This window comes from Alloscardovia criceti DSM 17774, assembly GCF_000376885.1.
In the GTDB taxonomy this organism is placed as follows: Bacteria; Actinomycetota; Actinomycetes; order Actinomycetales; family Bifidobacteriaceae; genus Alloscardovia; species Alloscardovia criceti.
Genome location: NZ_AQXR01000011.1, coordinates 330,731 through 345,912 on the forward strand (window position 1 = coordinate 330,731; position 15,182 = coordinate 345,912).

Annotated in this window: 13 protein-coding genes and 1 tRNA gene; 13 read left to right on the plus strand and 1 reads right to left on the minus strand. The window is 49.4% G+C overall.

The window, feature by feature from the left end; all coding sequences use genetic code 11:
• Positions 1-65: 65 nt before the first annotated feature.
• The 10 genes from pflA (at position 66) to D570_RS09355 (ending at position 9,580) form a co-directional block, all read left to right on the plus strand.
• Positions 66-938, plus strand: a complete 873-nt coding sequence (gene pflA / locus D570_RS0106740) for a pyruvate formate-lyase-activating protein (RefSeq protein ID WP_018143630.1) — start codon at positions 66-68, stop codon at positions 936-938.
• A gap of 98 nt (positions 939-1,036) precedes the next feature.
• Positions 1,037-2,335 carry an HRDC domain-containing protein gene (locus D570_RS0106745; RefSeq protein WP_018143631.1) on the plus strand — a complete coding sequence of 433 codons (1,299 nt, stop codon included), beginning with the start codon at positions 1,037-1,039 and terminating at the stop codon, positions 2,333-2,335.
• A 62-nt stretch (positions 2,336-2,397) separates the two neighbouring features.
• Positions 2,398-3,759, plus strand: a complete 1,362-nt coding sequence (gene tig, locus D570_RS0106750; RefSeq protein WP_018143632.1) for a trigger factor — start codon at positions 2,398-2,400, stop codon at positions 3,757-3,759.
• Positions 3,760-3,856: 97 nt separating this feature from the next.
• Entirely contained in the window at positions 3,857-5,155 is a 1,299-nt protein-coding gene (locus D570_RS0106755) for a chloride channel protein (RefSeq protein ID WP_018143633.1), read from the plus strand.
• Between the two features lie 111 nt (positions 5,156-5,266).
• Positions 5,267-5,851 carry an ATP-dependent Clp protease proteolytic subunit gene (locus D570_RS0106760; protein ID WP_156812273.1) on the plus strand — a complete coding sequence of 195 codons (585 nt, stop codon included), beginning with the start codon at positions 5,267-5,269 and terminating at the stop codon, positions 5,849-5,851.
• Positions 5,852-5,863: 12 nt separating this feature from the next.
• Positions 5,864-6,511, plus strand: a complete 648-nt coding sequence (locus D570_RS0106765; protein ID WP_018143635.1) for an ATP-dependent Clp protease proteolytic subunit — start codon at positions 5,864-5,866, stop codon at positions 6,509-6,511.
• A gap of 143 nt (positions 6,512-6,654) precedes the next feature.
• The gene (gene clpX, locus D570_RS0106770) at positions 6,655-7,935 is read left to right on the plus strand and encodes an ATP-dependent Clp protease ATP-binding subunit ClpX (protein WP_018143636.1); all 1,281 of its coding nucleotides are present in this window, start codon (positions 6,655-6,657) and stop codon (positions 7,933-7,935) included.
• 34 nt (positions 7,936-7,969) lie between these two features.
• A complete protein-coding gene (locus D570_RS0106775; RefSeq protein WP_018143637.1) occupies positions 7,970-8,620 on the plus strand; it encodes a nitroreductase in 651 nt (216 codons plus the stop codon).
• A 145-nt stretch (positions 8,621-8,765) separates the two neighbouring features.
• Positions 8,766-8,838, plus strand: a tRNA-Asn gene (locus tag D570_RS0106780).
• 334 nt (positions 8,839-9,172) lie between these two features.
• A complete protein-coding gene (locus tag D570_RS09355; protein WP_018143638.1) occupies positions 9,173-9,580 on the plus strand; it encodes a M23 family metallopeptidase in 408 nt (135 codons plus the stop codon).
• Here D570_RS09355 and D570_RS0106795 read toward each other — a convergent pair.
• Positions 9,555-11,057 (minus strand): substrate-binding domain-containing protein, encoded by a 1,503-nt coding sequence (locus tag D570_RS0106795; protein ID WP_018143639.1) that lies wholly within the window; start codon positions 11,055-11,057, stop codon positions 9,555-9,557. The genes D570_RS09355 and D570_RS0106795 overlap by 26 nt on opposite strands.
• Before the next feature lie 113 nt (positions 11,058-11,170).
• On the opposite strand from D570_RS0106795, the gene D570_RS0106800 reads away from it, so the two are divergent.
• The 3 genes from D570_RS0106800 to D570_RS0106810 all read left to right on the plus strand — a co-directional run bounded on the left by D570_RS0106800 (position 11,171) and on the right by D570_RS0106810 (position 15,181).
• A complete protein-coding gene (locus D570_RS0106800) occupies positions 11,171-12,295 on the plus strand; it encodes a GuaB3 family IMP dehydrogenase-related protein (RefSeq protein WP_018143640.1) in 1,125 nt (374 codons plus the stop codon).
• Positions 12,296-12,473: 178 nt separating this feature from the next.
• Positions 12,474-12,992: a hypothetical protein gene (locus D570_RS0106805; RefSeq protein ID WP_018143641.1), complete on the plus strand. Its 519-nt coding sequence runs from the start codon at positions 12,474-12,476 to the stop codon at positions 12,990-12,992.
• 110 nt (positions 12,993-13,102) lie between these two features.
• A complete protein-coding gene (locus tag D570_RS0106810) occupies positions 13,103-15,181 on the plus strand; it encodes an AMP-dependent synthetase/ligase (protein WP_018143642.1) in 2,079 nt (692 codons plus the stop codon).
• The last annotated feature ends 1 nt before the right edge of the window (position 15,182 follow it).

The following is a 15,182-nucleotide window of genomic DNA, read 5'->3' on the forward strand; positions in this document are numbered from 1 at the left end:
TATAACGAATCTAATACGTGTAAGCTTTCTTCCTGAATTGCGAAAGAGTCGAAGGAGACTGAATAATGGCAACTTTTCGCAGTACCACCGCGCATATGCTTCGAGAATCGAAAGAATACGCGCGTCAAACGCTCATGGGCGGATTATCGGGTTTTGAATCACCCATCGGTTTAGACAGGCGCGATCGACTGCAGGCATTGAAAACCGGCGATATCGGATTTGTGCATTCATGGGACATCAACACATCTGTGGACGGTCCGGGCACACGCATGACCGTATTTATGAGCGGCTGCCCACTGCGTTGCCAATACTGCCAGAACCCGGATACTTGGAAGATGCGTGATGGTCAGCCCGTGTATTTGGACGCCATGATTAAAAAGGTAGATCGCTACAAGGATCTCTTTAAAGCAACCGGTGGTGGCATTACATTCTCGGGCGGAGAATCCATGATGCAGCCTGCCTTTGTATCGCGCGTTTTTCGGGCCGCCAAGGAAATGGGCGTACATACTTGCTTGGACACCTCAGGTTTTTTGGGTGCAAACTATACAGATGAGCAAATCGACGATATCGATTTATGTCTTCTGGACGTCAAATCCGGCAATGAAGAAACCTATAAAAAGGTTACTGGCGGCACCTTGGCGCCCACCATTGAATTCGGCAAGCGCTTGGCCAAGCAGGGCAAGAAAATTTGGATTCGCTTTGTGCTTGTGCCAAATTTGACCGATTCCGAGGAAAATGTAGAGCAGGTCGCGCAGATTTGTGAGGAATTTGGTGATTCCGTTGAGCACATTGACGTGCTGGGCTTCCATCAACTGGGTCGTCCAAAGTGGCATGAAATGCGCATTCCTTACCCACTGGAGGACGCGAAAGGTCCATCGGCGGCTTTGCGCAAGAGGGTAGTGGAGCAGTTTGAAAGTCACGGATTTACTGTGTATTAAAGGATACTTTGCTATCGAAGGGTGGTTCTTCTGGATAAGAGGAACCACTTTCTCGTTCGCAGGCATCTTCTGGAGAGTATGCTAAAATCTCTCATGCTATGAATACCAGTATCACAGACATACGTTTGCTTGACGAGCCAGCGGGAGGAGTACCCGACGTTATTTGTACGCGTCAGCAGTTTGATACTTTCATTCATCATTATGAAAAGAGCACGGGTCCGCTGGCAGCAGATGCCGAACGTGCGTCCGGATTTCGCTATGGACACCGTGACTATTTAGTACAATTCAAGCGTGAGGGCGCTCCGATTGCTCTGCTGGATCCTGTAGCTCTGGAGCGCGAGCGCGTGGATTGGAATAGCTTTAATGAGCTGATTCGCGATGCCGAGTGGATTATCCATGATAGCGGTCAAGATATTCCTGGTTTTCGGGATATTGGTTTTCGCATAAATCGTCTCTTTGATTCCGAACATGCTGCACGATTGTTGGGCTTATCGCGTTTCGGCTTGTCTTCGGTGACTGAGCATTATTTAGGCTTGAGCCTAGCTAAAGAGCATTCGGCTGCAGACTGGTCTTACAGGCCACTCAATCGAGATTTGCGCAATTATGCCGCTTTGGACGTGGAAGTGCTCATCGAACTGCGCGATAAGCTCCATGAAGATTTGAAAAAAAGCGGAAAACTCGACTGGGCTCAGGAAGATTTTGCCTTCCTGCTGGATAAAGGTTTAAAGAAAAAGCCGACTCATCCTCAGCCATGGCGTAAGGTATCGCATATTACGGATGTCAATAGTGATATACGCGCTCTGGGCATCGTTAAAGAACTGTGGAATACGCGAGAGCAATTGGCCAAAGAGCTCGATATTTCTCCTAATTTGCTGCTGACTGATCAGGGGATTATCGAGGCGGCGAAAAGAAAACCGAAGAATTCTAAAGAATTCGCGAAAATTCGTGTGCTCAATAGCCGTGTGCGCATTGACACGGATCCCGAACGCGCCAAAATGTTTGAACGTTATGCCAGCGTCCAACGGCAAGTCAAGCCAAAGGTCTGGAAAGAAGCCATAGCTAAGGCTTTATCACAGTCATATAAAAAGACACGCGATGAAGTGCTGCCTGTGGAAACCGAAGGCACGAGCGCTCCACGATCCATGAAGTATTGGCGCGAGCATCACCCAGATAGGTTCGCACGGCTTCAAAAGAGCAGAGCGTTGATCGGACAGGTCAGTCAGGATACGCATACGCCGGTGGAGTTGTTACTCAAACCACAATATTTGCGCAATTTATGCTGGCGCGATAATTTGGATTTCGATAAGGATACGATTCACGAATTCTTGCTGGAACAGGGTGCCCGGAATTGGCAAGTGGAATTGCTTTCCCCGTCCCTAAGTAAGGTTATTATATAAAGGTTGTCTAGTCTTTAAAATACGCACGAGACTAGTTTGGATAGTATGAATGGGAGTGCCACGTGAAGATTAGCGTGAGGAATCTTGAGCCAACTAAGGTAAGGCTCACCATCACTGTAGATCAGGAAGAACTTGAGCCACACTTGGATAAGGCTCGCAAGACCATCGCTGACCAGATTAACGTTCCTGGTTTCCGTAAGGGTCATGTTCCTGGCAAGATCGTAGACCAGCGCGTTGGCTACGCAGCAGTTGTAGGCGAAGCAGTAAACGATGCAGTTCCACAGTTCTACAATGATGCAATCGAAGAAAAGAAGCTGCGTCCAATGGACCAGCCAGCTCTCGATTTGAAGGATGTGCCACAGAAGAAGGACGATGGCGTAAAGCTCAAGTTCACTGCTGAGGTAGAAGTACGTCCAAAGTTTGATCTCCCAGAGCTCAAGGGCATGGAAGTACAGATCGACAAGCCAGAAGTTACCGATGAAGATATCAACAACCGTTTGGCTGCTTTGCAGCAGCGCTTCGGTACTTTGGTAAGCGTAGACCGCCCAGCTGAGAAGGGTGACTATGCAAATATCAGCCTCGAAGCTGTCATCGATGGTGAAAGCGTGGATTCTCAGGATGGCGTCAGCTACGAAATCGGTGCAGGCAACATGCTGGACGGTATCGATGAAGCATTGATTGGCCTTTCTGCAGGCGAAAAGACCACATTCAAGTCCACACTTGCTGCAGGCGAGCATGAGGGCGAAGAAGCAGAAATTAAGCTGACTTTGAACTCCGTAAAGTCCATGGACTTGCCAGAGCTCGACGATGACTTCGCACAGGATGCTTCCGAATTCGACACTTTGGACGAATTGAAGGAAGACATCAAGAAGCAGGCACAGCTGGATGCGGAAGGTCGTCAGGCAAATGTCGCACGTGACGCATTCTTGGCTCAGATTGTCGAAGGCATTGAAATCCCAGTGCCAAAGGGTATGCTCGCCGCTCACACTGAAGAGCACTTGCGCAATATGGGCGTAACGGAAGAGCAGGCAACTGCGGATCAGAAGAAGGAAGCTGCAGATTCTGCAGAAAAGGAATTGCGCGACCAGATTCTTTTGGATACCTTGGCTGAAACTATGGATGTACAGGTTTCTCAGTCCGACGTGATGAACTTCCTTGCTTCCATTGCACAGCAGTATGGCATGGATCCAAACAACTTCATCAACTCCATCGTTCAGGGTGGACAGCTTCCATCTGCAGTACAGGAAGTGGCTCGTTCCAAGGGTATGCTTACCGCAATGCGCGAGGTCACCTTCAAGGACTCTGACAATAACACTGTAGATTTGTCTCGCTTCCTCGGTGTAGAAGACGATGAAGATCAGAGTGTTGCAGCAGCCAGCGCAGCAGCAGAAGTTGCTGAAGAAGTTGCAAAGGAAGCTAACTAAGCGGATTAAACGCTCATAGAGAGATGATGTAATGGTCTTTAGATGCATAATCTTAAGACCATTTTTCATGAGCTATATATAATCTTTTAGGCGGGGTATGAGTAATTCACAGGACAAGGCGTTCAACCATTCACGCTTGACGCATATCTGGACTGCTTTGATTATTGTTTTCGTCTTAGGCGGCATCGTCGGTATCTCGGCCGCATTACTGTCATTGTTACTGGAAGTAGTTCAAACACTGATGCTCGGCGGCGCAGAAAGCATGGCTGCTCCTGTGGCTGCGACGCAACAACCGTGGAGATGGACACTGAGCATTATTGCAGCGAGCATAGTGGCTGCACTCGTCTGGTTCTTCCTACGTGCGCACATAAAAGTACCGTCTGTATCTGGGGCTGTGCATGGCAAGAAGATGCCTGTAGTGGCCACAATCATTCATGTGATTATGCAAATCTTCATCGTGGGTGCCGGCTTATCCATTGGCCGAGAAACCGCTCCACGAGAGCTCGGTTCCCTGCTTGGTCAAAAAGCATCTGCTGCATTGAAATTGCGAGCTGAGGATATGACTATTGTCGTAGCTATCGCCGCTGGAGCGGGCTTTGCTGGCGTATATGATGCACCGCTTGCGGGTATGTTTTTTGCCGTAGAAATGCTGCTCGTGGATGTGAGTATACGCACCGTTATTCTCTCCTTCGGTACCAGCGCGGTTGCTGCATTTTCGGCGCGACTTATCAAAGGTCATCACACCTTTTACAGCATCCACGCCATAGAAGTTTCTCATAGTCTGATACTCATGTGTGTGATCATCGGCCCAATTATGGGTGCCATCGCATACTACTATCGCCGGGGCACGGATTGGGCTGCACGCAATCAGGTGAAAGGCACAGCTATATTGTGGCAGCTGCCTCTAATGGGCGTTGTTACGGGAATAGTGGCATATTTCTTACCGAATATTATGGGCAATGGACGCGCCCTTGCCCAGTATGCGTATGATGCTGCCGGCATCCAGGTGGTGGGTATTTTGTTATTAACCGCCGCCTTAAAAGCAATCGTAACCATGCTGACGGTGCGTTCGGGGGCTTCGGGCGGTGTATTGACTCCGGCCATTGCCGTGGGCGGTGCATTAGGTGCGGTTATCGCCATCGGAGCCCAGTACATTCTGCCGGATATCAGTATCAGCGTGGTTGCACTCATCGCGTCTGCAGCCTTTCTCGCCACCAGTCAGCGGGCGCCGTTGATGGCTTCGTGCTTGCTGATCGAGCTGAGCAGTAGCTCTATTCATGCCTTTATTCCCCTAGGTGTAGCAGTCTTCTTATCGGTAGCTGTATCTTCCAGTCTGGAGCGGCTGAACGCTCAGCACAAGGGGATTTCGCACAATATCGAGCCGCAAAAAAGCTGAAAGTGAAATTTGCGCTCACTGCGCAAAGCTCGACGGCAGTCACGTTAAAAGGGTAATCTCTTAATTACTAAAGAAATTTAAGGAGATATTATGGCAATTTCTACGCCACAGATGCCAGCAATGGCAGAAGGTGATGCGCCAGCCATGGCTGGAGATCCTATCTTCTCACGCTTACTGAAAGACCGAATTATTTGGTTAGGTGAAGAAGTCAAGGACTCGAATGCCAACGTCATTTGCGCTCAAATGCTGATGCTCGCCGCCGAAGATCCAGATAAGGATATCTGGTTGTATATCAATTCTCCTGGTGGATCCATTACAGCAGGTATGGCAATCTACGATACCATGCAGCTTATTAAGCCAGACGTTGCAACGGTAGCTGTAGGTATGGCAGCTTCGATGGGCCAGTTCTTACTGTCCAGCGGCACCCCAGGCAAGCGTTATATCACTAAGCATGCGCGCGTGCTGATGCACCAGCCTTCTGGTGGTGTGGGCGGTACTGCAAGCGAAGTTCGCATTAATGCAGAGCTCATTATGGATATGAAGAAGACTCTGGCAGAACTTACTGCACAACAAACGGGACATACCGTGGAAGAAATTTATCGCGATAACGAGTATGACCATTGGTTTACTGCTCAGCAGGCATTGGACTACGGTTTTATCGACAAAATCGTAGATACTCCAGAAAGCATGAACTAGAAAGGCACGGTAATGGCATCTCAAGAAGCACAATTTATCGCTCGTGCTGAGCGTCTTGCTGGACCGCAGGCTCGTTATGTAATGCCTCAGTTCGAGGAAAGAACGGCATACGGTTTTAAGCGTTCTGACCCTTATAGCAAGCTTTTCGAGGATCGCATTATTTTCATGGGCGTTCAAGTGGACGATGCATCCGCCGATGACATTATGGCTCAGCTTTTGGTGCTCGAAAGCCAAGATCCAAACAGGGACGTCATGATGTACATCAATTCCCCTGGTGGTTCTATGACCGCTATGACGGCTGTATATGACACCATGCAGTACATCAAGCCTGATGTGCAGACGGTATGCCTTGGGCAAGCCGCTTCTGCTGCCGCTATTTTGCTGGCTGCTGGTACGCAGGATAAGCGTTTGATGCTACCTAATGCACGTGTACTCATTCACCAGCCAGCTATGGGTCAAGATTTCGGTAAGGCAACGGAAATCGAAATTCAAGCGCGTGAGCTGGAACGTATGCGCGCATGGCTGGAAAACACACTGGCTCATCACACGGGTCAGAGCATTGAGCGCATTCATAAGGATATTGAGACGGATACCATTTTGACGGCTCCACAGGCTTTGGAGTACGGCATTGTGGATGCAGTGCTCGATAAGCGTCAGTAAATGTTGCAACCGCGCAGCTGCGGTATATACATACAGTTGCACAACGCCGTAGCCTAGGTGGCAGAAACACCTAGCTTGCATAAGCCACGAGAAACGCACCTCAGCCTGTTAGACTAGAGGTGCGTTTTTATGTAAGGAGAACCATGAGCGAAGTCATCAGTTATTATGAGGACGTGCCTCGCTGCAGTTTTTGCAATAAAACTGAGGATCAAGTTCATAAGCTCGTCACAGGTGCCAATGCTGCCATTTGCGATGAATGCATCGAATTATGTGTAGAAATCATTTCTGAAAACCGTTTAGAGCAGGCCGATCACGATACGGTGAAACTCGTATCCCCGAGTACCATGACAGCTTTTTTGAACCGCTACGTTGTAGGACAGGAAAGAGCCAAGCGTACGCTGTCTGTGGCTGTATATAATCACTACAAACGTGTGAATTTGCAGTTGGTTGATACGGCTCAAAAGCTGGCCCAAAAAGTCACACCTTCCGATAATCCGCTAGATTTGGTCGAGATTTCAAAATCCAACGTGCTTCTGCTCGGCCCTACAGGTACGGGTAAAACGTATCTTGCGCAGACCTTGGCACGTATGATGAATGTGCCGTTTACCATCGTCGATGCCACAACGTTAACGGAAGCCGGTTATGTAGGTGACGATGTGGAAACCGTGTTGCAGCGCCTTTTACAGGCCGCAGACGGCAATATTGACCGGGCAGAACGGGGCATCATATATATCGATGAAATCGATAAAATTGCGCGCAAATCTGGAGAAAATACCTCCATTACGCGTGATGTTAGTGGAGAAGGGGTGCAGCAAGCGCTCCTCAAACTCATAGAAGGCACACAGGCCAGCGTGCCGTTGAAGGGTACACGTAAACACGAAGAGCAAGAGATGATGCAAATCAATACCCAAGGCATTCTCTTCATTTGTGGAGGTGCTTTTGTGGGTCTGGAAGACATTATTCGCCAGCGCTTAGGCAAACGTGCTCTAGGATTCGGTGCCGACTGGTCGGTAAGCGAGATGAGCAAACAAGAGCTACTCAGCAACGTCATCCCGGAAGATCTAGCAGAGTTTGGCCTCTTGCCGGAATTCGTGGGGCGTATGCCGGTAATTACGAGCCTGGATCCGCTAACACAAGAGGATTTAGTTGATATTTTGACGTTGCCACGCAATGCATTGGTGAAGCAGTATCAAAAACTCTTCGATGCGGAGGGCGTGGAATTGGAATTTACGCCTGAGGCTCTTAAACTCGTGGCACAGTTGGCACTAGAGCGGGGCACAGGCGCGCGTGGATTGAGATCCATCATGGAGAAAACCCTCGAGGAAGCTATGTTTGTAGTGCCAGACAGAAATGATGTCCACAAGGTCATCATCGATGATCTCGTGGTTAAAGGCCAAGAATCCGCACAACTCGAGCTCGATTAGATACTTGGTCTAGATTAATTATCAAGGAGGAACAATGCAGTTCGATGAAGTAGTACATTCTCGCCATTCCGTGCGCGATTTTAGTGATAAGCCCGTAGATACAGAGCTTTTGAAGGAGATTGTGCGCACAGCACAGGCTTCGCCCAGCTGGGGGAATTCTCAGCCTGTGCATGTGCATATTCTCACCGGAAAGGCTGCACAGGAGCTCAGACACATCCATCTGACCAGTGTGGAGGAGCATAAGCAAAGCCACAGTGATATCGCTCCTATGGACCGCAATCGTTGGCCTCAATGGAATCAAGAAGTCATGGCGCAATGGACCGTGGAGTTCAAAAAGCAGTTTGCTCCGGGGCAAGTCCACTTCTCGCGGGCACAGAAAAATCTCTTTAACGCACCTGTTTTTGCCTTTCTTACTGTGCCCGACAAGATCTTCGACTGGGCTCTCTTTGACGCGGGAGCATTTGCCAATACCTTGATGCTGGCCGCGTATGACCGTGGTGTGGACTCCATCGTGGCTTATTCTACGGTGATTTTCCCGGATGAGATTCGTGCCTTGGCCCATATTCCACTCAACCGCAAAGTTGTGGTAGGCATTGCTTTAGGATACGCCAGCGCTGATGATATCAATACTTTTGTGCCTTCCAGGGCGGATGTGGATGATATTTTGACGATTATTTCCGAATGACCTAGCAGAAGACTCCTCGTGCTTTCACCGAAAATCCGCATAATTTCAAGGCAACACGCCACAAACATACCAGATTTGCGAAAGCACTGAAAGCCCGTTAGTATATATGTCTTGTGCACAGCACACAGCTAAGAAAAGCTGACATTCCCCGTTAGCTCAGTTGGCAGAGCGTCTGACTGTTAATCAGAATGTCGCTGGTTCAAGTCCAGCACGGGGAGCATCTAGCCGAGGTTTGCCTCGGCTTTTTTCGTATGTGGGGGAGTTCGGGTTCTTACGGCATGAAGAGCTCTGATAGTCTGTCACAGTATTACCGTCCGCGTGTTATCCACATCCGTTCACAATGCCGTACAAGTTTTTTCTTACAAAGCACTGTTAGCGACAATTATGGGTATGACACATGTAACGCAACCTCCTTTTCGGGTCGCCATTCCACAGCTTCCGTTCCGACGCTCTGTGATAGCCCTGTGCGCAGTGCTCCTCAGTATCTCGGGGTGTGTGGTAACCAGTCCGCGCAGTTACGGTAACAATACCGAACCGGAGTGCAGAGGCATCATGCAGTGGCCAGTGCGGCCGGCAGAGTTGCTTCAGGACTTCGATGCACCTGCTCAAGTGTGGCTTCCTGGGCATAGGGGCGTAGATGTGGACGCTGACTCAGGTATGCTCATTTTCGCCCCACAAGGAGGCACTATCGTATTTTCGGGACGTGTCGCACATAAAGATGTTGTGGTTATAGAACATGCGCATGGCTGGAGAAGCACCTTTGAGCCAGCCATTACGACGCTCTCTGTGGGTACAAAGGTCCAACGCGGGCAAAGCATTGCTCAGATTTCTGATGGGGGAAGCGACCACTGTCAGGATGCCTGCCTTCACTGGGGCGTAAAAATTGACAAGAAGCGCTATCTTAACCCACGACTACTCACCGAAGTGCGGCCGATTACAATCCTGCCTCTGCTGGAGTGATGTACTTCGTGTCAATCAGGGTTTTCTTCAGATTATCCGCATTGACAGCAAATAGCGGAGAAGTAATAGTAGTACCGCTGAGGAACTGCACAGAACTGGCTAGATCGGATGTATTTGAATTGCTCAGGGCCACACTGAGCTGTGCAATAGACGTGCTGACCTCATCTCTATCTTCCATGGCAGAAACCCAAATCTTGCCGTTGACGATAGAAGGAATGGCGTTGATATACGCACCATAGCTGGTAATCACAGGCCATGTGAGCTCTACTGGGTCAGTTTCTGCAAAGTTGCGTGTCCCCGTCTCACTCTCATCCTCGGTTGTGGAATCCTGCGAGGAAGTCGTGTCTGACGCTCCCTGTGGATGAGGAACCTTCTGTTTCTGCACATCGGCATTACCCGAAAGCGTATTCACAATGCTCTCTAAGGTAATATTCGGGTTTACACTGGCACTAGAGCCTGTAAATCCAAAGGAATCCAAGGCAGAGACGATGGACTGTGCCATATAATCGTTAAAAGCTAAAACGCCATCAAGCTGAGCAAAATAATCCGTGTTGCGCGTTAAGCGTGATTCCAAAGCTGAAGTTATGCCCGTCTGCGAATCGTCTGCAACTGTAATATTTCTCCAGTCATCATCCGTTGTTTGAGCATCCATCAGGCCGGAGGGGCTGTATGCTACACCGGTGACGAAATATGGCTTGAGTATTGCCCATGCCGCAGAGAACGCTTCTTTATTAAATTCAGCACCTGCGTTCGTGGAAAGGAACATTTCAATAGCCTGGGGATCTTGGGTCGTGGCCTGGTCAAGCTGTAGTTTTCTGACGAGATTATTGGCTTGAATGCGAGCGATCGATTGCGGGGTAGCAAAGGTCACAAAATAATCCTCCGTAAAATCAGGAATTTTCTGACTCATGAGCACGACTTTAATGCCCTGTGCCTGTGCTTGCTCAAGCGCATTTTTCAGATTGCTAATCAAGGCAATGCCACGGTTAAGCTCCTCCGTGGTGAGACTGCCGGAGACGGTTTCTTCTGAAGAAAGCTCTGGCAATTGGACCGTGTCACCGTAACGTGACTGGATGGCCAATGCTTCTTGAGTTTCTACGCCTTGTGCGGGTGCAATGAAGAGCGTATGCGGATTTTTATCATTTTCAGAAGCATAAGTGGAGGTGATAGTGGACACTTGCTCGGTTTGTTTTGTGATGTCAGAATTGTGATATTCGCTAAGCTGTACATCGCTGAAGCCCTGAGTTTTCAAGGAGTTAATCATCGCGCTGGTGACATTTGTCCATGTGTTCAGCGGCGCGTTTGAATTGAGAATCGTACTACCTGTGGGCGTAATAATATCCACGGTGCCCGTCAGCGATGAATTTTGGGAAGTGCTCGTCGCGGTGCGAGATGCGCAAGACGAGGCGAGAGACACACAGAAAATAAGAAAGAGCAAAACAATAGTGCGGATATTTTTCTTCAACTGTGCTCGCATGGTTCCCCTTAGGCAAACGTATTGCATTGTGTATTGACTCCACATTTTAGCGCAACACCTCTAGCAGAAACCGGTGTGGGGTAACGTCACATGCGCAGTCTAATCTAGAGATTATGACTCAGGAAATTGAAATCGGAATCGGTAAATCTGGACGCATGTGCTATGCACTCGATGATGTGGCTATTGTGCCTACTCGTCGTACGCGGGATCATCAGGATGTGAGCACGGCATGGCAAGTGGATGCTTATCAGTTTGATATTCCGGTTATGGGAGCGCCTATGGACGCATCGATGAGCCCAGAAACGGTAATTACACTCGGTAAGTTGGGTGGCCTTGGTGTCCTCGACTTGGAAGGCTTGTGGACGCGCTACGAGGACCCAAGTACAATCTTTGAAAAAATTGCACGAGCTAGCGAAGCGGAATCTACGCGAGTTTTGCAGGAAGCTTATGCAGAACCCATTAAGCCAGAATTAATTACAGCGCGCATCCAGCAAATCCGTGATGCCGGTGTAACGGTGGCAGGTGCGTTGACCCCTCAGCGTACGCAGCAGTTCTATTCCACCGTTATCGAGGCTGGAGTAGATCTCTTCGTTATCCGTGGTACAGCTGTGTCTGCGGAGCATATTTCCCAGTCTCATGAGCCTTTGAACCTGAAGAAGTTCATTTATGAACTGGATGTGCCTGTGGTTGTGGGTGGCGTGGGCACGTACCGCGCCGCCATGCACCTGATGCGTACGGGTGCAGCCGGCGTACTCGTGGGAGCCGGCGGTTCTGCGGTGTCCTCCTCTCGATCCATTTTGGGTATGCATGTGCCTATGGCTACGGCTATCGCCGATATTGCTGCAGCGCGCAAGGATTACATGGAAGAATCCGATGGACGCTATGTGCAGGTTATCGCCGATGGTGGTTTGGGTACCTCCGGTAATTTTGTGAAGGCCTTTGCTATGGGTGCAGATGCGGTCATGATGGGAAGCGCCCTAGCGCGTGCTACTGAGGCTCCTGGTCAAGGTATGCACTGGGGCCGTGAGGCTACCCACCATTCACTGCCACGCGGACGCCGCGTAGAGCTGGAAACAGTCGGCACGATGGAAGAAATCTTGATGGGACCAAGCACCCGTGCAGATGGATCTATGAACTACATCGGCGCGCTGAGACGCGCGATGTCCTCCACGGGATACACGGATTTGCGCCGTTTCCAAAGCTGTCCAGTGGTAGCCACACAATACGATCATCTCTAAAGAAACGTCAATCGACTCATCCACGCGTCAAACAGGAAAATTTAATATTTTTCGATTAAGTGGGGAGTCCTGCATAAAGCCTGCGATATACTAAAAATGTTGCAGGCTTTTTTGTATGCAATGAGTAGCTCCCATCTACTCCATTATTGGTGAGGGAAGATAGTGAAAGAGCACTATCTTGACAAAAAATATAGAGAACAACACGCGCAATGCGATAGTCAAACAAACTGCGGACGCAGCGCACGAGCTTGCCTTCGACATTTACTATCGCATCGGCACGAAAAAAGAAACTATAAAATTCCATATTAGCCAATGTGTTAGCGGTGATATTGAGCGCAGTATGTGCGTCAAACTGTCATACAACTCGTGCAATGTGGCATGCCTAGCCATCGATATCGTGCGCGGAAGACTCGGCACGTCTCTGCTGAAGACGCTGGCAACGCCGCAGGTGATCAGTAAGCTGGAAAATCTGGCGCATTTAATCCAGAACGAGTCTGCTCACAGAGGTGTGCCGTGGGCAGATAGCCTGTGCAAAAATTATCCAGTTATTTTGCGCGTCATGAATGGCTTCGTTGTGTCGCCGACGCATTTCCACGCGAGTGTCGGTCTCATGCTGGCGGGAAAGGCCTGTTGGGCCAATGTGAATTTTCGTTTTAACGGACGGAAATGGCAGTGCACCAGCTGTGATTTCTGGTAATTTCAGCTGAAAATTGGTGAATTTCTATAAAAAGTCCGATGGATGTGCCGGATATTTCCCGACTATATCTAAAGAATTTTGTTGTTAGAGGTGCACTTATACTTGAATGTATGTTACGCGAATTTACAACCGAGCCAATGTACACCACGACTGATGCGGATACGATTTATTCGCTCTTAAAGGACAGAGCTTCGAGTGAACCGGACAGTGTGGTCGCTCAAGCACTGCGTGGTCCTCGTCGTGAATGGACAGATATTACAGCCGTTCAAATGCTGACGAGTGTGCGCAAAGTTGCTAAGGGCTTGCTGGCTCTTGGCATTGAAAAGGGAGATACCGTTCTTATTTATGCGCCAACCGCGTATGAATGGGGCGTTGTGGATTTTGCTTGCGCCGCAATTGGCGCATTATCGGTGCCGGTGTATGACACGGATTCACCAAAACAGGTGGCGCAAATCGTGTCCGAAACATCTCCAGAGGTGGCTTTTGCCGGTGGAGAAGAGCGTGCACGCGTTTTGGAAGAATTGCGCGCTGCGGATGATAATTCGGTGCACTACAGCTTTAATATTCAATCTAACGGTTTGCAAGCCGTGGAAGAGTGGGGCAAGGATATTTCGGATGCCAAGCTGGAAACTGCTATTGAAAAGGTACATGCTGATGATCCATTGACGATTATCTTCACCTCTGGTTCGACAGGTAAACCAAAGGGAGCCGTACTTTCTCATCGAAACTTCATGCATACGGTGAAGAACGGTTGGTTGGTCCTGCCGGAAATGTTGAACGCAAATCCTACCCGTTTGCTGCTCTTCCTGCCTTTGGCTCACGCCTTCGCACGGTATATTCAGTACTGCGCTATCGGTGCTCACGGCATTGTTGGATACTTGTCTGATACAAAGCGACTTTTGACTGATTTGCGTGGATTCAAGCCAAGCTACATGCTGGCTGTGCCACGTGTGTACGAGAAGGTGTATAACGCAGCCTCTCAAAAGGCTGGAAACGGTTTGAAGGGGCGCATTTTTGCCTCGGCCTTTAAGCATTTTGCTCAGTGGAGTCGCGATGAGCAAGAGGGGAAGCGCCATAGCTTCACACAGCGCCTGTGGCACAAGTTCTTTATGGCTGTGGTGGGCTCATCCATTCATTCGGCTATGGGGTACGGCATGCGCTTCATGGCATGTGGTGGCGCTCCAATGAACGATGACCTTGCTCATTTCTTTAACGGTATCGATGATTTAACCTTTATCCAAGGCTATGGCTTGACGGAAACGGCTGCACCATGCGTGGTGAACTTTGAAACGATGAACCGTGTGGGATCCGTGGGACGTATGGCTCCAGGTTTCTCCGTGCGTTTGACGGAAGATGATGAGCTGGAAATCAAGGGACCAAGCGTCTTCATGGGGTATCTGAACAATCCGGAGCAAACTGCCGAAGTTATGGATGACGGCTGGTTTAAGACCGGCGATTTGGGCGCCATCGACGATGACGGATATGTGTATATTACGGGTCGTAAGAAGGATTTGATTATTACTGCAGGCGGAAAGAACGTGTCTCCAGCACCTTTGGAAGACATTATTTCGACCTGCCCAATTGTGTCTCACGCCCTCGTCGTTGGTGATAATAAGCCATTTATTTCTGCTTTGATTACGCTGGAACCAGACATGCTCAAGCAATGGTTGGAAGGTCATGGCTTGGACGGCACTATGACACCTTTGGAAGCGGCAGAAAATGAAGCAGTGCGTGCCTTTATTCAGGAATATATCGACCGTGCAAATGCCACTGTTTCGCGCGCAGAATCGGTGCGAAAGTTTGTCGTGTTGGGTTCGGAATTTAGCCAGGAAGCTGGCACCTTGACGCCGAGCTTGAAGGTTGTGCGTCCGCGCGTCATCAAGCAATATCAGCAGGTTATCGACGAAATTATTTACACACCGAAGCCATCCGCTATGACGGATGCGGCTACTGCTAAGATCATGCTGGCCGCCGAGCAGTTCAGCAAGCAGGTGCAACCAACGGTGAAGGCTGCGCGTGAAAAGCTGGAGCCTATGTATAATAAGGCCGTTGAAAACGTGAAAGAGAACGTCATCGCCACGGTTGGTGCCAATGAAAATAAGAGCGAACGCACAAAGGCTACAGCTCCATCCGAGATGCATCACGACGCCCAAGGTGATGAAGCTACACAGATTCAGGAGGAGAAATAAT